At 42.5% G+C, this 20,695-nt stretch carries 16 protein-coding genes and 1 pseudogene; 7 read left to right on the plus strand and 10 right to left on the minus strand.

Annotated elements, in window-relative coordinates:
- Positions 1-448: 448 nt before the first annotated feature.
- From AACS98_RS04500 to AACS98_RS04515, 4 genes are all read right to left on the minus strand, one after another.
- Positions 449-1,267 (minus strand): SirB1 family protein, encoded by an 819-nt coding sequence (locus AACS98_RS04500; protein ID WP_066376814.1) that lies wholly within the window; start codon positions 1,265-1,267, stop codon positions 449-451.
- 149 nt (positions 1,268-1,416) lie between these two features.
- Positions 1,417-4,608 carry an efflux RND transporter permease subunit gene (locus AACS98_RS04505; RefSeq protein ID WP_066376815.1) on the minus strand — a complete coding sequence of 1,064 codons (3,192 nt, stop codon included), beginning with the start codon at positions 4,606-4,608 and terminating at the stop codon, positions 1,417-1,419.
- Between the two features lie 109 nt (positions 4,609-4,717).
- The gene (locus AACS98_RS04510) at positions 4,718-6,274 is read right to left on the minus strand and encodes an efflux RND transporter periplasmic adaptor subunit (RefSeq protein ID WP_066376817.1); all 1,557 of its coding nucleotides are present in this window, start codon (positions 6,272-6,274) and stop codon (positions 4,718-4,720) included.
- A gap of 816 nt (positions 6,275-7,090) precedes the next feature.
- Complete coding sequence (locus AACS98_RS04515; RefSeq protein WP_066376819.1) at positions 7,091-7,696, minus strand: DUF4360 domain-containing protein; 606 nt, start codon at positions 7,694-7,696, stop codon at positions 7,091-7,093.
- Positions 7,697-8,140: 444 nt separating this feature from the next.
- Between AACS98_RS04515 and AACS98_RS04520 the strand changes: the two genes are divergently transcribed.
- The 4 genes from AACS98_RS04520 (at position 8,141) to trmFO (ending at position 12,450) form a co-directional block, all read left to right on the plus strand.
- Positions 8,141-9,295 carry an iron-containing alcohol dehydrogenase gene (locus tag AACS98_RS04520; protein WP_066376820.1) on the plus strand — a complete coding sequence of 385 codons (1,155 nt, stop codon included), beginning with the start codon at positions 8,141-8,143 and terminating at the stop codon, positions 9,293-9,295.
- Between the two features lie 41 nt (positions 9,296-9,336).
- Positions 9,337-9,549 (plus strand): TetR family transcriptional regulator C-terminal domain-containing protein, encoded by a 213-nt coding sequence (locus tag AACS98_RS23575; RefSeq protein WP_445206782.1) that lies wholly within the window; start codon positions 9,337-9,339, stop codon positions 9,547-9,549.
- An 80-nt stretch (positions 9,550-9,629) separates the two neighbouring features.
- Entirely contained in the window at positions 9,630-10,877 is a 1,248-nt protein-coding gene (locus tag AACS98_RS04525; protein ID WP_066376821.1) for a hypothetical protein, read from the plus strand.
- A 238-nt stretch (positions 10,878-11,115) separates the two neighbouring features.
- Positions 11,116-12,450 (plus strand): FADH(2)-oxidizing methylenetetrahydrofolate--tRNA-(uracil(54)-C(5))-methyltransferase TrmFO, encoded by a 1,335-nt coding sequence (gene trmFO, locus AACS98_RS04530; RefSeq protein ID WP_066376822.1) that lies wholly within the window; start codon positions 11,116-11,118, stop codon positions 12,448-12,450.
- A 221-nt stretch (positions 12,451-12,671) separates the two neighbouring features.
- Here trmFO and AACS98_RS04535 read toward each other — a convergent pair whose 3' ends face one another.
- From AACS98_RS04535 to AACS98_RS04555, 5 genes are all read right to left on the minus strand, one after another.
- Positions 12,672-13,871, minus strand: a complete 1,200-nt coding sequence (locus tag AACS98_RS04535) for an LL-diaminopimelate aminotransferase (protein WP_066376825.1) — start codon at positions 13,869-13,871, stop codon at positions 12,672-12,674.
- 195 nt (positions 13,872-14,066) lie between these two features.
- Complete coding sequence (locus tag AACS98_RS04540) at positions 14,067-14,402, minus strand: thioredoxin family protein (RefSeq protein ID WP_066376826.1); 336 nt, start codon at positions 14,400-14,402, stop codon at positions 14,067-14,069.
- A 284-nt stretch (positions 14,403-14,686) separates the two neighbouring features.
- Positions 14,687-15,463, minus strand: a complete 777-nt coding sequence (locus AACS98_RS04545; RefSeq protein ID WP_066376828.1) for a PspA/IM30 family protein — start codon at positions 15,461-15,463, stop codon at positions 14,687-14,689.
- 172 nt (positions 15,464-15,635) lie between these two features.
- Positions 15,636-16,334, minus strand: a complete 699-nt coding sequence (locus tag AACS98_RS04550) for a PspA/IM30 family protein (RefSeq protein ID WP_066376829.1) — start codon at positions 16,332-16,334, stop codon at positions 15,636-15,638.
- Between the two features lie 78 nt (positions 16,335-16,412).
- Positions 16,413-17,708 (minus strand): SPOR domain-containing protein, encoded by a 1,296-nt coding sequence (locus AACS98_RS04555; protein ID WP_066376830.1) that lies wholly within the window; start codon positions 17,706-17,708, stop codon positions 16,413-16,415.
- A gap of 236 nt (positions 17,709-17,944) precedes the next feature.
- Here AACS98_RS04555 and AACS98_RS04560 point away from each other — a divergent pair, with 236 nt between their 5' ends.
- Together AACS98_RS04560 and AACS98_RS04565 are read left to right on the plus strand one after the other, a co-directional pair.
- Positions 17,945-18,502 (plus strand): DUF721 domain-containing protein, encoded by a 558-nt coding sequence (locus tag AACS98_RS04560; protein WP_066376831.1) that lies wholly within the window; start codon positions 17,945-17,947, stop codon positions 18,500-18,502.
- 375 nt (positions 18,503-18,877) lie between these two features.
- On the plus strand, positions 18,878-19,192 hold the full coding sequence (locus AACS98_RS04565) for a hypothetical protein (protein WP_066376832.1): 315 nt from the start codon (positions 18,878-18,880) through the stop codon (positions 19,190-19,192).
- A 163-nt stretch (positions 19,193-19,355) separates the two neighbouring features.
- Here the strand turns inward: AACS98_RS04565 and menB are convergent, their stop codons facing one another.
- Positions 19,356-20,189 (minus strand): 1,4-dihydroxy-2-naphthoyl-CoA synthase, encoded by an 834-nt coding sequence (gene menB, locus AACS98_RS04570; protein ID WP_066376834.1) that lies wholly within the window; start codon positions 20,187-20,189, stop codon positions 19,356-19,358.
- A gap of 91 nt (positions 20,190-20,280) precedes the next feature.
- Here menB and AACS98_RS04575 point away from each other — a divergent pair.
- Positions 20,281-20,553, plus strand: a pseudogene (locus tag AACS98_RS04575) (DUF4351 domain-containing protein); the annotation flags it as partial.
- Between the last annotated feature and the right edge of the window lie 142 nt (positions 20,554-20,695).

A 20,695-nucleotide genomic window follows, 5' to 3' on the forward strand; every position in this document is an offset into this window, starting at 1 on the left:
TCCGCAAAAATCGATTATAACACCTAAATTATGTGGATTGATGTCAGTGTCACAAACATTTGATTTTTGGTTTGTAGTCAGGACTTTAGTCCTGATGCCTGTGCGCGTAGCGTCTGCAACAGAGGACTTGATTCATGATTACAAATTTAATTCAGAATTTTGTAATACAAGAGAACATTTTAGCATAAACATTACCACCACTTGACTAACAAAACTTATAGCTAATAACACCAGCAAACAATAGCAATTATTTTTGTATTTGGTCAATGATAAAAAAACGTATTTAAAATGGACTATTTATCACATGATATTTTGCTGATATTGATACTTAAATTATGATGATATGTGGTGAATTACACAAAAATGCTGGTGCTAACTACTTTAGTAAACATAAAAATGTAGGGTGCGTTAAAGCAGCGTGTAACGCACCGCCATAAACAGGGCAGCGTTACCGCCCTAAATCACCTAGTAAGCGGCGAATGAGTGCTGTGTCTTCACTGTCGGGAGTTGTGGCTAGATAAGTATGCAAGTCGTCAGATGCTTGGTTATAGTTACCTAGTTGATAGTTTAATAGACCGCGATCGCGCACTTCGGAAGTAGCATCAGGAAATAGCAACAAAATCCTTTCCACTACAGTCAAGCTTTTTTCTAAGAGTTGCTGTCTGAGATAAATATACTTCAAATTAGTCAAGATGCGCGCCAAAAATTGCCGATTACTCACTGTGGCTAAAAATTCCGGGCGTAAAGGCACATTCTGCTGGAACATTTGATTTAGCCTATCTTGACAATCTTGAGGAAATATCACCTCGCCACGATTAAAAGCATCGACAAAAATCTCCATATCTGGAATCGCTGGACGAATTAAGAAGTGTCCTGGCATTCCTATTCCTTGCATCGGAAAATCTATCCGTCGGGCTATCTCTAAATAAACCAACGCTAAAGTAATCGGAATACCCGTCCGTCTGTCAATCACATCATTTAAAAAGCTATTGCGGGGGTCATAATAATTACTTTGATTGCCAGCAAATCCTAAATCGTCGTAAAGATATTGATTGATAGTTTGAATGACTCGCAAGGGATAACGTGACGTTGGTAAACGTGCTTGCACTTCATCCGCCATTGTATCCAAGGCGTTGATATATTCTTCTATATCCAGTTGAGGATATTCTTCTTGAGCAATATATAAAGCCGCCTTAGCTAAGTCAATATGCTCATCTGATTGTTGGATTTCTTGGTAAAAATATTGTCGCGGCAGATAGGAATTCATAAGCAACACCTGATAGGTTTGTGTACATATTTTGAGAAGGCAGGTGGCAGATTTCAGGATGAGTAATGAGGACTAAAGTCCTCACTACAAACAAAAAGTTTTACTTGTGTAGGTGTAGGGTTGCTGCTAACTCCTGAATTCGGCTGCAATTAATCATTGGTTTTATTCACGGAAGCCACAGTTTTTTTATCCAATGAGCTTGCACCTGTTTCTAATGCTGGCTTCTGATGGGGTTTGAACAAGCTTTCAGTTAAGGTCTTAATTACAATATACAAGACTGGGACGACAAACAAACTTAATAAAGTAGCAATCAGCATTCCACCAAACACTGCTGTTCCTAAAGATTGACGACTGCCAGCACCCGCACCTGTAGCAATGGTTAAAGGAAAAATACCGATGAGGGTAGAAAATGCAGTCATGAGAATGGGGCGTAAACGTTCTTGGGCGGCTTCAATTGCGGCTTTGGCGATGGGAAGTCCTTGTTCTCGCAGTTGGTTAGCAAACTCCACAATTAAAATTGCATTTTTACTAGCCAAACCAATCAACATCACCAAACCAATTTGACAGTAGACATCGTTAGGAAAACCCCGCAATGATTGGGCTACGAGTGCGCCAAGTATCGCTAAAGGTACTGACAAAAGAATGATAATAGGGTCGATGTAGTTTTCGTATTGGGCGGCGAGTACCAAAAAGACAAATACCAGTCCTAAACCAAATATTAATGGTGCTAAATTGCCTGACTCTAATTCTTCTAAGGCTGTTCCAGACCATTCATAACCATAGCCAGGGGGTAAAACTGCTTGGGCTACTTGTTCCATTTTATCAATTGCATCGCCGGAACTAAAACCAGGGGCAGCAGAGCCATTAATTTCTATGGAACGGAATAGGTTGTAATGGTTAATGGTTTGCGCTCCCACTACTGAAGTAACTTTAATTAAATTACCGAGGGGAATCATTTGATTATTTTGCGATCGCACATACAACTGTTCGATATCTTTGGGATTAGAGCGAAACTGTTGATCAGCTTGCACATACACGCGATAATTACGCTGTTGCAAATTGAAATCATTCACATATCGAGAACCCAAAGCAGTTTGTAAGGTGCTAAATATATCATCGATAGAAACTTGTAAGGCTTTGGCTTTGTTGCGGTCTACTTCTACTAATAGTTGTGGTGTATTCGCAGCAAAGGTACTAAACACCGCTTGTAATCCTGGTGTTTGGTTGGCGCGTCCTAACAATTGTCCCATTGTTTGCACCAAATTTTCTAAACCGCTATTGCCTCTACGGTCTTGCAGTTGAAAAGTAAAGCCGCCAAAGTTACCTAAACCTTGAATCCCTGGGGGGTTGACAGGAAAAATTCTGGCTTCGGGAATTGCGAACAACTTACCCCGCAGTTTACCAATGATAGCTTGTACTGATTGGTCTGGTCTAGGACGTTCAGCCCAAGGTTTTAAGGTAGTGAAAAGAATACCGCTATTGGCTGTACTACCACTAAAACTAAAACCTCCGACGGCGAAAGTTCCTACTACTTCCGGTATTTGCAAGATTTCTTTTTCTACTTGTGCTATGACATCACTCGTATATTGCAAAGATACGCCTTGCGGCCCTTGAATAATTGTGATGAAATAACCTTGGTCTTCATCGGGTAAAAAGGCTGCGGGAACTGTGATGTATAGCCAAGCTGTCATTCCTAAACAGACGATGAATAAACCAATGATAATGCTTTTGATGCGGGTGAGAAAAACGAGCGATCGCCTATATTTTTGTCTGACTCCATCCAGAAAGCCATTAAACTGCTCAAAAATTCGCCCCAACCAACCTGATGGTTTTTGTCCTTGACGCAGTAACAACGCACATAAAGATGGTGTTAAAGTCAAAGCCAAAAAGGTAGAAATCACAATCGAAAAGGCGATGGTTAACGCAAATTGCCGATATAGTGCGCCAGTAGTTCCGGGGAAGAAAGCCACAGGTACAAACACCGCCATCAAGACTAAAGAAGTAGCGATGACTGCGCCAAACAATTCCGCCATTGACTCACTAGCAGCCCGACGGGGATTAATCCCTCTATCTTGAATAAAACGGCTAATCTGCTCAACTACAACAATCGCATCATCTACCACCATCCCCGATGCTAGAGTCAAACCAAATAAAGTCAAACTATTAATCGAAAAATTAAAAACTTTGACAAAGGCAAACGTCCCTACCAAAGCCAAAGGAATTGTCAATGCTGGAATTAAGGTTGTGCGCCAGTCTTGCAAAAAAACAAAAATCACCAGCACTACCAGCACCACCGCCATTATCAGCGTCTTGACCACTTCTGACAATGATTCTTCGACAAACATTGTCGTGTCAAAAGCTACCTGATATTTCACACCAGGGGGAAAACTCTTAGCTAATTCCACCATAGCGGCTTTTACACCCTTGGCGACATCCAAGGCGTTACTTCCCGGAAGTTGATAAATGCCTAAACCGACAGCATTTTTGCCACGAAATCGTAAAAATGTATTGTAATTTTCCGCCCCTAGTTCGGCTCTACCAACATCTTTGAGTTTTACTAAAGTGCCATCATTTTCAGTTTTCAGAACTAATTCTTCAAATTCTTTCGCATCTGTTAATCTGCTGGCGGCACGCACATCCAGTTGATATTGTTGTCCTTGAGGTGCTGGTTCTTGTCCAATTCTGCCCGCACCAACTTGCAAATTTTGTTCTGTTAACGCCCTGCTGACATCTTCTGTGGTTAAACCCCGACTAGCTAAACGATTAGGATCTAACCACAAACGCATAGCATAGCGACGTTCGCCAAAAATTCGCAAATCACCCACACCTTTAATTCTTTTTAGAGCATCTACCAAGTAAAGGTCTGCGTAATTGCTGAGAAATATATTATCATATTCATCATTGTCAGTGTATAAGCCAATACCTAATAAAATATTGGTAGATTGCTTAGTAACCCGCACCCCTGTACGCTGCACAATATCTGGTAGTTGAGCTTCGGCAACTGCAACCCGATTCTGCACATCGACGGCGGCAATATCTTTGTCTCGTGAAGCATCGAAAGTGACTGTAATGTTACTTGTACCGTCGTTACTACTGCTAGAAGTAATATATTTAACGCCCTCAACGCCGTTAATTTGCCGTTCTAAGATGTTTGTCACGCCACTTTCTACCACTTCTGCACTCGCACCTGTGTAGTTAGCAGAGACGTTAATTTGAGTAGGGCTAATATCTGGAAATCGGGCAATCGGTAATGTGGTAATACTGATTAATCCCACCAGCAAAATAATTAACGCGCAGACTGTAGAAAAGACAGGCCGCTTAATAAAGAAGTCAACAAACATATAAATTCAAAATTCAAAATTCAAAATTCAAAATTCAAGAATACTGGGGAAAAATCTCCCCCTGCCTCCTGCCTCCTGCCTCCTGCCCCCCTGCCCCCCTGCTTCTGATTTAGGATTCTGGAACAATAGGCGCGCCGTTGGTGAGGTTGAGAATACCGGAAACTATGAGTTTTTCACCAGGTTTTAATCCTTCGAGAACTTGATAGTTGTTACCTTCTATCGCTCCCAATTTCACCGGCTTTTGTATTGCTACTAAAGAGGGTGATCCTGGTTGGGGTTTTTCTGGTGCTTGAGCGACGAACACAAAGGTTTCTCCACCTAGACGGGAGACGGCTGTGACGGGAATTAATACTCCTGGGCGTTCATCCCAAATGACTTTAGCTTGAACTAACTGGCGATTTAGTAATTGTTCTGCACCATTGCTTAAGCTGGCTTTGGCTAAGACTGTTTGGGAATTGGGATTGGCGTTAGGTTCAATAAAACTAATTTTGCCTGTGGCGGTGGGGTTGCCTTGGGAATCTAAAATCTGTATGGGTAATCCCGTCCGCAATTGTGCGGCTTGGTTGATGGGGATGGAAATATTTAGTTCTAAAGCGTTGTTTCTGGTGAGTGTGGTAAGTTGATCGCCTTTACTGACAAAGCTACCCACCCGCACGGGAATGTCACCGACAATACCAGCGAATGGTGCTAAGACGTTGGTGTAACGTACCTGGACTTCTGCGGCTTTGACTTGGGCGGCGGCTTGGATGACTTGCGATCGCGCTTGAGCGATTTCTTCGGGGCGTGCGCCGTTTTCTAGTTGTCTGAGGTTTTGTCTTTGCTGTTCTAAGGCTGCCTCTAGTTCTGTAATATCAGAGCGTCGGCTTTTTTGTAGTTGTTCTAATCGTCGCTGTACTGCTTTTAATCTAGCTTCGGCACTACGTTGTTCTGTGAGATATCCTTCTAGGGTATCTTGGGCAATTGCCCCTTCTTTTCGTAGTTGTTCGTAGCGTTTGGCGCGTGAGTGCGCTAACTCTAAGTCAGATTTTGCTGATTCAATTTGCGCTTCGGCTTGTGCTATTTCTTCGGGACGCGCTCCGGCTTGGGCATCGGTTAATCGGGCTTGGGCTTGGGCTACTCGCGCTTGAGCTTGGGCAATTTCTTCGGCGCGTGTCCCGGCTTTGAGTTCCGCTAGGCGGGCGCGGGCTTGTTCTAATCCGGCTTTGGCTTGTAATAACTGCGCTTGTACATTATCACTTTGCAAGCGGATAACAACTTGTCCCTCTTGGACGCGATCGCCTTGTTTTACTAAAATTTGGCTGACTCGTCCATCAATCTCTGGACTCAATACCACTGAGCGGGGAGCTTCTACACTACCGACAAATACTGAGCTTTCTTGTAAAGTTCCTGGCTCTACTGTTGCTATTCTCACGGTAATTCCCATCGGTCTACCAGCCGCCATCCCTGGCGGTTGATTACCAGTCATGCTACTCTGCCACCACTTCCAGCCAAAAGCACCACCTGCAATTAACAAAATTATGCCAACAATCAAAGGCCAGCGCGGCTTAGGACGACCTGGTTGTTCTGGTTGTTCTGGCTCTACCAAATAACTGTCTTGAGTTTCGGTAGCGGTAGTATCTTCTATTTCCACAGGTATTGAGGAATGAGAATTATCTGAATGAGACATATTTGATGAATCTTCCTAAATTTCAGTCAGTAAAACTACTGGGATATTTTCTATAGTGTGAATTTTTAACAACTAATCTTGGCCTTGATGGCAACTAGGCATGAGGCAATGTTTTGCTTGTCTGCTTCCTCGTCTCCCCTGCTTCCTACCTCCTGACTTCAATAATTTGCATCTTGTCCAACGGGTGAATACAACTGACAAACATCTTTACACAGGTTTCGATGTAGACAGCACAACTGTAATCAAGTGTGCTAGAAGCATAACTACTACATATTATTGGTTTGAATACGCATAAGCTAATCCGGCGGTTGCGGCTTTGATTAACCCTGACTGAGTTGGTGCTGTTGTTGATAAAAAGTTATTCATGATATTTATGCAAGCACTTGCTTGCAAATGCAAGTAATTGCTTGCATTATATACACATAGTTATAAATTTTGTATCACTCCTATCTTGCACCTGGAAATATCAATGTTCAGGACTTACGCAAGTGTCACATTAAATTGTGTCTTGTAGGGTGCGTCAGACTGGTTAACTGCTGTCAACTCGTCGCCACCCAAAAATTCATCCCACACCTCAGCAAGCTGTAGGTGTGGGATGAATTTTTGATTTAGCTAAAAGGAGAGGAAAAAGGAAAAACTAAGCATAAGGCGATGCACACCCAGCAACCTAAAAATAAGGTTTTGAGCAACTTATAAGCAATGCCCACCCTCCAAAAATTATCATCCAGGAACAGGTGCAAGATGTCAGAGAACCGTTTTATACAACGTTTCTACTTGTTTAGGGGAGAATTTCGTTACTCCCAACTTTGAAAATAACTAACGACACTGGCGATATTTGATGTGATAAACCAAACCACGATGAGCGAGGTCAAAAGAGTCAACAGTCGCCATTCCTTGACCACTAGCAGTCATCGCCGCATTTACCCGCATATTTAAACTATCACCACAACGTGACCAAACATTACCTACAGTCACTAATTGATCTCTAACGTTGTAGTCACTTTCGCCTCTAAATGTCCTAGAAAAAACAGGGCCACGCTGACCAGCAAAAAAGTATTCTGCTCTGAGTCTCCCTATTGTGGAAGGAGCAACATAGCCTCGATAATCAGCATCGTAGAGTGAAATCTGATAGCCTTGGGGTACTTTAATCGGAATGCTCAAGTTACAGCTTTTGCGGCGTTCTCTGGCGTTATTTCCTAGGGCTATAAACCTATCAAATAGAATACTTAGCTCTTGACCATCAGGGCTGACGCTGACAGCAGCAGAGCCTTCAGGGCAACCGTTACCGCCATAGTTTGCGCCTAAAATTTCCACTTTGTCGTTAGCAAATGCGGGGGCGACAGATGTGGTGATTAGTGTAGCCGCAGCCAGAAAAGCAGGTACAAACTTAAGAGATGTATTCTTGGAGTTTTGAGTATTCATTACCTACAAGTCTTGCGAATTTTCAATATTCTTAAATTCAAGGTGGAAACGGCGAATTTCGGAAATATCAATTCTTAAGAATTTATATAGCAATTAAATTTAATTTGGAAAAATCGCTGATGTATGACTAATACCAATTCACCTAAAACATGATATAAATACTCATACCAATTCTCTAGGAAGTTGCATCAAGTAAATGATGTAGAGATTAAGCATGGCTAGTCTCTACAGTGCAGAATAAAGTGCATCTATGGCTACGCCACGCAAGCTACATCAAGAAACGGTATCCAACAGTAAAAAGTTACAATCAAGATGATCCTCAAGTAACATAGCCACCTGCTCACCTATGCAAAACCAACACCTGCTATTGATGTCAGCCAAACACCAAAAAAACTGACTACAATACTGAAGGACTTTGAACATCGCCACCTTGAGGTGCATTGCATGGAAAACTTTGTGTTTTACAACCCAGTGAAAATTCTGTTTGGTAAAGGTCAAATTGCTAACATTGGTGCAGAAATTCCTGCTGATGCCAAAATTCTCATGACTTACGGTGGAGGTAGCATCAAAACCAATGGTGTATATGAGCAAGTTAAGTCTGCGTTGGCTGGGCGGGATGTGTTGGAGTTTGGTGGTATTGAACCTAATCCCCACCTAGAAACTCTGATGAAAGCGGTGGAACTGGTACGTCAAGAGGGGATTGATTTTCTGTTGGCTGTAGGTGGTGGTTCAGTTTTGGATGGCACTAAGTTTATTGCGGCGGCGGTTCCTTTTGAGGGGGAACCTTGGGATATTCTCGCCAAGCAAGCACCTGTAACTGCGGCTGTACCCTTTGGTGCGGTGTTAACTCTACCGGCGACTGGTTCGGAAATGAACATCAATGCTGTAATTACCAAGTGGGAAACAAAAGAAAAGTTATATTTCGCCAGTCCCCTGGTATTTCCTCGTTTTTCTGTGCTTGATCCAGAAACGACGTTTTCCTTACCTCCTAGACAAATCGGTAATGGAATTGTTGATGCTTACACCCATGTGATGGAACAGTATTTGACTTATCCTGTGAATGCACCATTACAAGATAGGATGGCGGAGTCAATTTTAAAAACTCTGATTGAGGAGGGGCCAAAAACCTTGGCTAATCCCCATGATTATGATGCAAGAGCTAATGTGATGTGGTGTGCAACAATGGCTCTTAATGGGTTAATTGCTGTGGGTGTTCCCCAAGATTGGGCGACTCACATGATTGGGCATGAGTTGACAGCAGAACATGGTTTGGATCATGCTCAAACTTTGGCGATTGTGCTACCCAGTACCCTGTCTGTGAGACGCGATCGCAAATGGCAAAAGCTTCTACAATATGCAGCAAGAGTCTGGAACATTGTTGATGGTAGCGAAGCAGAACGCATTGAGCAAGCGATCGCTCATACTCGCAACTTCTTTGAGTCTGTTGGTGTTCCGACTCGTCTATCTGACTACGGTGTAGGAGTTGAAACCATCCCTGCAATTATTGAACGTCTACAACAGCACGGTTTTTCAACTATGGGTGAACAGCAAGATGTAGACTCTCAAGTTGTTGAGAAGATTTTAACTCTATCTGCTTAAAAAATCTTGACTTTTTTAGAGACGCAACAAATCGCGTCTCTATTGCAAAAGGTGAAATTCACCCAGAAGTTAATGCTGATGAAATTGCCAGTATCATGACAGCAACTCTAGAAGGTGCAATTATGATGAGTAAGTTATGTGGCGATTCAGTTTATATGCCAAGAACCGTTAAGCATCTCAATCAATACATAGAAACACATTTTAAAATTAGAAGGCAAAATTTTTTTTACTCAATTACAAACCGATTGGTCTGAAATATCATCAAGATTAATTATGTGGTTAATTCAGAAATAGTAGATTAGAATTTAAGTATTGTTACCGAGGTGAAATAACAATGCTTATCTTTTTTATTCATGGTGTTGCTGAATCCAAGGTTAAATTTGCTCAACCTTTGAAATATCTAATTAAAGAAGAATTCTCAAAGCGAGGTAAGACTTTTCCATATTTCCATTCTGGATTTTATGCTGACATCTTGAATAATAAAGATAAAATTTGGAATTTTATCCACCAAGACTTAGAACATCTTAAACAAGAAAATCCTCATGTTGATATTCAAGATATATTTCGGGGACAAGAAATTAGGCAAGAATTTATTTCTGATTTTGTAGGTGACGCTTTTACTTACCTAAATAGTGAAAGAGGAGCGAAAATAAGAGAATCAATCACAGGACATTTAGAAGAACTAATTCAACATCACCCTGACGAGAAAGAACTTCATATTATTGCTCATTCTATGGGAACTGTAATCTTATGGGATATTCTTTTTTCTGATAAATTTCAACCTGGTGATCCTGCATTTCAAATGCGGTCATTAATTCTTGACAAAGTTAAACTAAAAAGTATTACCACAATGGGATCGCCAATTCTCTTGTTCAATATGATTTTGGATGTTAACCCTAACCAGATTAATGATTTCGTGATCAACTTTAATCTACAAACCCTCCGATGGACTAATATAATTCATTCTTCAGATTTAATTGCTTATCCTTTAAGTTCTAGTTTGAAAACAATTAATGTATCTAATTTATCGGTAAAGGATAAATTTATCTCAACAAGTGCTAATAATTTAGAAAAAACTGTACGTGCAATCGCTGAATTTCCTGCTATCGAAGCAGCCAGTCAAATAAACTCAGGTATTGAGCAAGCTTTTGATCTGGCATCTCTTGTATCAGGATCAGCCCATGCTCATATCAATTATTGGCATTGTTCTCAAACTGCAAAAATTATTGTAGACAATATTTTAGGTTGTGATACACAAATAATAGATGTGGTCATTGAGCGGTTGAAGAAAGTTCCAGGCATGACTATTTTATTACTAAAAGATGTAGATTCGGCTCAGAAAGTAGATGTAAGCCTGAGAAATGCTTGGGATATGTATGTTGGTAATATTGATAAACTCAAAGAACATTTTGAATTTTGTGATGGCAGCGGCAAATTAAGAATGCGTGATAATTTAGCTCAAATACCTCATGTTTCTGTATATAATAGTGATGGTAATTGTCAATTCAGGGGATATGTTGGTTTAATTCATGCCAATAATCTCAGACAAGAAGTAGAAGCTATTAAACAAAAATATTTCTAAATAATAATTACAATAACTGGCTATATGTGCCATTGATTGTAATAGGTTTTGCTAGAATATAAAGTAACTTTGCCCTCTGTAGATAACTATATTTCATGAAGTTTCCAAATGATATTAACTCACTACAGGGCAGTTACTATATTGGGTTAACATAACAAAAATTATTTACGGTATCATTATTAATATACATATATCCCAGCAAATTATCTTTAATAAAGCAGGAATTACAAAAGTGACTATGACTCAACAACCGATACAAGTAATTGGAGGTGGACTAGCTGGGACAGAGGCAGCATGGCAAATAGCCCAGGCTGGGGTACCAGTTATTTTACATGAGATGCGCCCCCAACGCTTCAGCCCTGCCCATCATACAGAACATTTAGCAGAGTTAGTATGTAGTAATTCCTTTGGGGCGATGGCAAGCGATCGCGCGGCGGGTTTGCTGCACGAAGAATTACGGCAACTAGGTTCTATAATCGTATCGAAAGCCGATGAACACGCTGTTCCGGCTGGTGGTGCCTTGGCAGTAGATAGAGGGCAATTTGGACAAGATTTAACGCAAACTTTAGCCAGTCATCCTTTAATAGAATTCCGACGCGGCGAAGTTCCAGCCATCCCCGACGGAATAGTGGTTTTAGCAACAGGCCCCTTAACCAGTCCCGACTTAGCCGCAGACTTACACCGCTTCACCGGGATGGAATACATGAGTTTCTTTGATGCGGCTAGCCCGATTATTGTGGGAGAATCAATCAACCGCGATATTGCGTTTATGGCATCACGCTATGACAAAGGTGAAGCCGCCTATCTGAATTGTCCCATGAACAAGGAGCAATATCTGCGGTTTTGGTCAGCACTTTGCCAAGCTGAACAAACAGAACTCAAAGATTTTGAGCGAGAAACCGCAAAATTTTTTGAAGCTTGTCTGCCCATTGAAGAACTAGCACAACGGGGAGAAGACACCATGCGCTACGGCCCCTTAAAGCCAGTGGGGTTGTCTGATAGCCGTACAGGTGAACGTCCCTATGCAGTGGTGCAGTTGCGACAAGAAGATAAAGCCGGTCAATTGTGGAATATGGTAGGCTTTCAAACAAATCTGCGTTGGGGTGAACAAAAACGAGTCTTCCAAATGATTCCCGGTTTAGAAAAGGCGGAATTTGTGCGGTTGGGAGTCATGCACCGCAACACCTTTATTAATGCACCCCAATTAATGCTACCGACGTTGCAATTTAAACAGCGTCCGACATTATTAGCGGCGGGACAGTTAATTGGCACTGAAGGTTATACAGCCGCAGCCGCCGGAGGTTGTTTGGCAGGAATTAATGCTGCAAGGTTAGCTTTGGGTAAAGAAGCCTTGACGCTGCCCAATACAACCATGATGGGGGCATTATTTGAGTTTATCAGTTCTGCCTCGCCGAAACATTTTCAACCAATGCCGCCGAATTTTGGCATTTTTCCAGATTTAGGCGTGAAAATCAAAAATAAACAGGAACGTTACGGACGTTATCGCGATCGCTCCTTGGCTGATTTGGCTAATTGGAAAGCGAATCTGGTAACTGATATCATGTCCGTTTGAATAGTTATCATCTGTTGGGGTAGGGAACAGGGAACAGTTCAGCATCGAAAACTTATCATAAGTAATTAGCCGGACATGATATGACTTCCAAATCCCAAAATATCCCCAATTTTCTTGTAGGATGGGCAGGTAAGCCCGTCCTATATTTGCGGCAGGATGCCTAACGCCACTTGCTACAAATCGGCAGAACCGCCTAACGCAGTGGCTCCCCCACAAGAGTTTTAAAGAAATGCGGCAATTCTGGCAACGGCGGTTTCTAATATCGGTGGCTCATGGACTAAAGCAAAGCGGACATATCCTTCACCAGATTTACCAAAGCCAGCACCAGGGGAAGCCGCTACACCTGTTTGTTTGACTAATTCGGTACAAAACTCGATAGAATTTTGACTCCAGGGTGAGGGTAATTTTGCCCAGATGTACATTGTGGCTTTGGGAGTGGGAACGTACCAACCGATGCGGTGTAAAGCTGTAATAAAAGCATCACGCCGTTCTCGGTATTTATCTACAGCCGCTTGTACTCCGGTTTGGCAGCCTGTCAGAGCTGCGATCGCCCCATTCAAAATTCCGCGATACTGATTAAAATCTACGGCGGCTTTCACCTGTCGTAAAGCTTGAATTAACTGGGCATTTCCCACGGCGAAACCAATACGGAAACCGCCCATATTATAAGACTTAGAAAGGGTGAAAAACTCAATGGAAATGCTTTTATCTGGGTCGGCTTGCAAAATTGAAGGCACAAGAGATTGAGAATTGGTTAAATTATTTTCTCTCTCCCCAGTATTATCAAATACCAAATCTACATAAGGGAAATCATGAACCAGGACGATATGATGTTGCTGACAGAAGGCGACGGCTTCTTTAAAGAAAGATAAAGGTGCGATCGCAGATGTGGGATTATGAGGATAGCTTAAGACCATCATCCGCGACTGAGCAACCACAGAGGCGGGAATGTCACTGAACACGGGTAAAAAGTCATTTTCGGCGCGCAGGGGCATAGGATAAATTTGCCCACTGGCTAAGTAGACTCCGCCCGCATGGGAAGGGTAGCCAGGATCAAGCAGTAAGGCATAATCGCCAGGGTTGAGTATTGCCAAAGGTAAATGGGCTGTACCTTCCTGAGAACCAATTAAAGGTAGTACCTCAGTTTCCGGATCAACTTTAATCCCAAACTTTTGTTGATACCAGTTCGCCGCCGCTTGCCGAAACTCCCGCGTACCGTTAAACAGTAAATAGCCGTGGGTACTTTGATCATAGAGGGATTGAGCGATCGCCTCAATGACATGGGCTTCCGTGGGTAAATCAGAAGAACCCAGCGACAAATCAATCAACTCTTTACCTGCTGAAATAGCCAAAGCCTTGGCTTTATCCATATCAGCAAAGACGTTAGATTGCAGGGGTTGTAAACGTTGTGCAAATTGCATAGTGGTTATTAGTCATTAGTCATTAGTTATTAGTCATTAGTCATTAGTCATTAGTCATTGGGAATTGGGCATGGGGAATTGGGCATGGGGCATTGGGGTAAAATATCTTCTGCTCCCTCCGCTTCCTCCGCTTCCTCCGCTTCCTCCGCTTCCCAGTAAACAATAATCTATAGACTATCGACTAACGACTATTGACTAATTATTATTTAAGTGCGTATCCAGAAAATCGAGTAATTTGTCTTTGCCAATCACTCCTTCGGTAGAGGCTATTAGTTCTTGTCCTTGAATTAGTCTCAGGGCTGGTACGCCTTCTACTTGGTACTGTTTCACCGTCACAGGATTAGGATCTACTTCTAGCTTGACAACTTTCAGGCGATCGCTATACTTGGTAGCAGCTAAATTTACCAGTGGCGACATCAGTTGACAAGGCCCACACCAGGAAGCCCAAAAGTAAACTAATACAGGCTGCTCGGCTTGCAACACTTCAGTTTCAAACTCAGCATCAGTGATGGTGATTACACCCTTACTCATTGCAGTCTCCATTAGTTGGCATATATCAAAGTTGACACACAAAATACTGTATCCCAAAGTCGTCAACAGTCCATAGTCTCTAGTCCATAGATATTTTCTAATGTTAACGATTGGGGACTGGGAAAGCAGGGGAGGCAGGGGAGGCAGGGGAGGCAGGGGTAGAAAAATCTAATCACCAATGACTAATGACTAATGACTAATGACTAATGACTAATGACTAATGACTAAAACATAAAATCCCACTACCGAGAGGCGTGGGATTAATTGTTGATATGTGGCAATGATTACAGTTGATCCAATTGTCGGCGTAGTTCTTCCAAATCTTTATCAACCACGTCGTTAGATTTGGTAGAAGAAGTGGTTTCTTGTTGGGGGGGTAATTGGGGCTGGTTGGCTGGGGTGGCAGGTGCTAAAGATGCTTTCAGGGCTGCTAATTCATCATCAACATCGCTGCTAGCTTCTAACTGTGCAAATTGGGTTTCTAAGTCTGCTCCTGCTAACTCGGCGGCTGACTGGGCGCGGGCTTCTTGCATCAGGACTTTTTCTTCCATGCGCTCGAAGGCTGCCATTGCACTGCTAGTATTCATGCCACGTACCATCCCTTGAAGTTGCTCTTGGGCTTTGGCTGTGGTAATCCGGGCTTTGAGCATTTCTTTCTTGGTTTTGGCTTCAGAAATTTTGCTTTCTAGCTGGATTAAGTTGCGCTTGAGGGTTTCTACCTGAGTGCTTTGTTGCTCTAGGCTAACTTTTAGGGCTGTACCGGTTTCAGTATATGTTTTTTTACGTTCTAGGGCTTGTCTGGCTAGGTTCTCATCGCCTTTTTGTAGTGCTAGTTGGGCGTTGCGTTGCCATTTATTGATTTCGTTTTGCGCCTCATTATACTGTTTCTCAGTGCGTTTTTGGGCAGCGATCGCCTGTGCTACTCCCTGACGCAACTGTACCAAGTCTTCCTGCATTTCCAGGATAGCTTGTTCCAGCATTTTTTCTGGGTCTTCGGCTTTATTGACTAAATCGTTGAGGTTAGCACTGACTACTCGCTTAATCCGATCAAATAATCCCATAACTTTGTTTTTCCTTGTGAGGTTTACGCTTTGGGTTGGGTGGTTCGCTTTTTTACTATTTAATAACTTCCATTTTTAATGTCATGATTCCGGTTTGGTTCGGTACATCCAGACACCCATATATTTGCTAAGATATCTCCTTATTTTAATCATTGCCCAATTTTTCAGATTCTTAACTTGGGGGCAGTTTTTGCGGCTGTATATTTTTCCCATCGTCTAAGAGATGGGATTTCATCGCTGCTAGTTCCTGATCAACATCCTGGGCGGCTTCTAGTGAACTAAACTGTTTTTCTAAGTCATCACCACCCAGTTGGGAAATAGCCTCTGATTGCGCTTCTAATTGTAAAACTTTATCTTCCATGCGATCAAAAGCACTGAGGCTGCTGGTGGCAGATACTCCACTGAGCATATCTTGCAGTTTATAAGAAGCTTGTGCCGCACGCGCGCGAGCGATATACATATCTTTTTTGGTTTTCGCCTCCGCAATTTTTAACTCTAGGGTGCGGGTATCCTGCTTGAGTCTAGCTACTATCTCATTTTGCTGTTGTATTTGGTTAGTCAAGGCTGTAGCTGTTTCTAGATAGGCGTGGCGTTTGGTGAGGGCTTCTCTGGCTAGGGGTTCATTTCCTTGTTGTAGAGCCAATTGGGCGCGACGATACCATTCTTCTGCTGTTGACTGGGCGGCTGCGGCTTGGCGTTCAGTGCGTTTTTGGGTGGCGATCGCCTGAGCTACTCCCTGTCGCAATAACAGCAAGTTTTCTTGCATTTCCATGACGGTTTGTTCCAGAACTTTTTCTGGATCTTCGGCACTACCTAGGAAACTATTCAGATTAGCATTGATCACTCTCACCATCCGCTTGATCAATTCCATGTCGCCTCTCCAGTCAACGTTTAACAAGCAGGCCATATTCTCTACGCCTTATTCATCCTATCGTACAATTTTTACCCCTCAAGGCTGTTGTACCCTGGCTTGAATTCCCTTGGCTTGTAGCTGCTTGAGTCTTTGTTGTGCTTGCTCTTTTGTATTGAGCGCGCCTAGATAAATTAATGTTTTACCCGGTGATAAGTAAGCATCTGGAACTACCTGTTTTGCTGTAGCTAACGCATTTGCGCCTTGATTGTCTGCCACTATGTAGTAAAGTCCATCTGCTGCTGGTTTGATTTCTGCATTTGTCTGGGTTGATGTTGCTGTGGGTGATGGCGAAGGTTGTGGGCTTGGTGATTCATCCAATGATGGTAAAGTTTGCACCTGTGCTACCGGATTGGTGACAGGGGGAATGGCTGGTGTAGGGATAGCAACCGGGTTAGATGGGGCTGTGGGAGTTGGTAGAAGTTTAGGTTGCAAGCCCACGATATCATTAGAATCTCTCACTTGAGGAAATTCTTTGGCTGCTAAGTTGGGATGTCTAGGAATGGGTGTGAGTTCTGGTTGTGGTTGAGGCTGGGAGTTAGCATTAACTACCTCTGGAATTTCTACAGTAGAATCTGATTCGTTGTTAAATAATTGACTGAAATTTAACTGAGGTAAACTTTTTGGGTTGAATACCACGTAACCCAACATCAGGCTTGCTAATAATAACAGCAGTATGGAGCCTATACCCAAGGGCGATAGCAAGCTATCACTAGCATTGCTTGGTTGGCTATCAGTTTGTGGTTGTTCATCCGTCAAACTACGTAGCAATGCTTCACTTGATTCTAAATAGTCGTCTGGTTCGGTAGGCGTGTCATCTGCTAACAATTGATGATTTTGATTAGCCTGGGCGGTGGTGGGGATGATGCCACTAGCGGCATTGGGAGGAGGGAGGGGAATTTGTGTGTTTGACTCAGGCAGGCTGCTAGGAATCTCAGGTTTTTGGGGTGTTTCTGTTTTAGCAGTGCTTGGTGGTGCTGGTGGGGTTTGTGTGTCAGGTGTAGGGGGTGTGTATTTGCTAATTTCTACAGATGGTGGTGTTGGTGGGGTTTGTGTTACAGGTGTAGGGGGTGTATATTTGCTAATTTCTACAGCGAGGGGCTGAGTATTGCCCACGGTGCTAGTTTTTGCAGTCGCTTCTGGCTGGGGACTGCTGACATAATTATGCAGTAAGGGTTGGCTGACTGCCCTAACTCCGAAGCGTGTACGTCGGTAACGAGCTAATTCTTGATCTAACTGCACTTCTAAACTGGCTAGTGCTGCGGCTAATGCTGGTTTGATTGTGGGAGTTTTAAGCGATCGCGTACTGGAATCCATTAGGCGGTTTTGACTCATTGTCTGTTTACCTCCAACTTAGGCTGCTGGATTAAGTGTCAATCCTTTTGTGCCAATAGTAACCAAAATATAGGAATTCGATTTGATTATTGAAAAGGGAACAGGGAACAGGGAACGGGGAACGGGGAACAGGGAACAGAGGTGTACTGAGTTTTTTTAGCAATCAAATATGATTCCTATAGTTGATTAGTATAGTTTCCAGAAGCAATTCTTATTTTTAGTATTTATGAGGCAAGATGGCTTGGAAATCAGTTAATGATATTTTAGATGCTTTACAACAACAAGCTAAATGGCAAGAACAACCATTTCAGCGTGTGCTTCAGTGCTGGGCAGAAGTTGTTGGTGTGGCTGCGGCTAAACACTCTCGCCCGTTATCATTGCAGCGTGATGTTTTGCGGGTGGCAACTTCTAGCGCAGCTTGGGCGCAAAATCTCACATTTAGCCGCCAAACATTATTAAAAAAGTTAAATACTAAGCTGTCTCTATCTTTGCTGGATATTCGCTTCTCTACTGCTGGCTGGCAAAATTCCGCCGAGGCGGCAAAGCCACAATTAACTGTATCGCCTCAACAACACCCCAGTTATGTGGGTGATAGTAACAGCTATGAGGCTGATGTGGAACCTACTGGGCAAAATGTACATCAAGCTTTTAAGTTTTGGGCTAAGACTATGCAAGTGCGATCGCAAGGCTTACCACTTTGTCCTCAATGTCAATGTCCCACCCCCCCTGGTGAACTTGAACGTTGGGGAATATGCGCCCTTTGTAGTGCAAAACAGTCAACAAACAAGATGTAATTCCCTAGATTCTGTATCAATCATCAATTTTTTTCTATTTCAGTCTCATTTGAGATGTATTCATATCTAGACTTATTATGCTGGTAAAATAGCTTATAGGGTAAATTTTATCAATTAATTGAAATTTTCCCATAAATTTAAACCTTTCAACTTAACCTTGATCCCCATTGATTTATAGGCAATAATTTGTATGTACCTACTATACGTAACATTGAAAAATATAACGGAATTATAAAAAGAATCTAAAGGTTATTTTAGCAATAAAAGGCTACAAACTATATAGGATCAAGCATTTTGGGTTTTCTACGTATTTTTGTGTAGGAGGAAAATATAGGCAAATAAATTTGCCCTGAACGGCATTAAAGATGAACCCAAATGAAACCCATTAATTGTTTGACATCTGCCTGTAGATATTGTCGCCATTACCAGCCTGAAGGGCGGCGTGGCGGAATCTGCCAAAAGTTGAGCGCACCAGTCCAAGCGGGTTGGAAAGCTTGTAATTTAGCATTACCCGCTTTTGCACCTTCTTGGGAAACTCTAGAAGATGCTTGGAGTTTACCAGATGCTACACCAGTTTTAAATAAATCTGATTGCCAAATAACTAATTTAGACAACGCTGCTTTTGTTCCTGTTCAGGAAACTACTGCCTCCACTTTTGAACAAAGAAAAGCTGAGACAGTATTAATCTAACCATCCATAATATTACCTGACTGTGTTTACAGTCTGTGTAACATTAAGATTTGCTTTTAAATTTTCTCGTGCTGTAAAGTTCAACAATGGGAATCATCGCACCTCTAGGCAGGGTGCGATTTTTTTCGCTTTAAGTCATCAAGCCACAGGTGCAAGATGTGTTTTAAGGTAGCCAAGGAAATTCACGAAAATTCGGGGGGCGTTTTTCTAAAAAGGCTTGCTTGCCTTCTGCACCTTCTTCTGTCATGTAATATAACAAGGTGGCATTACCAGCTAGTTCTTGTAAGCCAGCTTGTCCGTCACAATCAGCGTTAAATGCAGCTTTTAAACAGCGAATGGCAATAGGGCTTTTTTCTAAAATTTCTCGCGCCCATTTAATTCCTTCTGCTTCTAATTCTGCCACTGGCACTACACAATTGACTAAACCCATTTCTAAAGCTTGTTGGGCATTGTATTGACGGCAGAGAAACCAAATCTCGCGGGCTTTTTTTTGTCCAACTATACGCGCCAGATAGCTAGCACCAAAACCACCGTCAAAACTGCCAACTTTTGGGCCAGTTTGCCCAAAAATGCCATTATCAGCCGCAATGGTTAAGTCACAAATTAAGTGTAAAACGTGTCCGCCCCCAATCGCATACCCAGCCACAAGCGCAATCACAACTTTGGGCATGGTACGAATGAGGCGTTGTAAATCCAACACATTCAACCGGGGAACGCCAGCATCATCTAAATAACCAGCTTGTCCCCGCACACTTTGATCACCACCCGCACAGAAAGCGTATTTACCATCAGTATGGGGGCCTGCACCCGTAAATAAGACTACGCCAATGGAAGTATCTTCACGGGCATCACAAAAAGCATCATACAGTTCAAAGACAGTTTTGGGACGAAAAGCATTACGTTTATGGGGACGGTTAATGGTGATTTTAGCGATACCGTCGGTTTTATGGTAAAGGATATCTTCGTAGGTTTTAGCTGTTTGCCAGTTGATTTGCATGGTAATGAAGTATGCTCTGGTGCTTGAGAATTTTATCGCGGACTTAGGGTATTGCGATCGCTTGAGTATCTCAAAGCATTAAAATTAAGCTTATAAGTTTGCTACCCTGAGTCGAGAGGAAGTTGAAGCAATGTTAGGACTAAATTTGGAAGAAACGCGAGTTTATCGGGAAGCTGAAGAACAGGGAGAAAGAAAGCTTGTCCTCAGACTGTTAAACCGACGAGTGGGTGAGATTCCTGAGCCACTTAAAACTCAAATTAAGGCGTTGTCACGAGAACAATTAGAAGCTTTAGGTGAGGCTTTATTAGATTTCTCTACGCTTGCGGATTTGCAAGGGTGGTTACAAAGTCAAGCCAGAGGATAAATTTGATGCAAGAAATTGTTTCTCATACCAATTCTCTATGAAGTTGCACGAAAAAATGATGTAAAGACTAAGCATGGCTAGTCTCTACAGTGCAGAATAAAGTAGGGGCGGGTTTATTTAGATCATCGTTAATCAGTCAGGG

It is taken from the genome of Anabaena sp. CA = ATCC 33047, assembly GCF_963870205.1.
In the GTDB taxonomy this organism is placed as follows: Bacteria; Cyanobacteriota; Cyanobacteriia; order Cyanobacteriales; family Nostocaceae; genus Trichormus.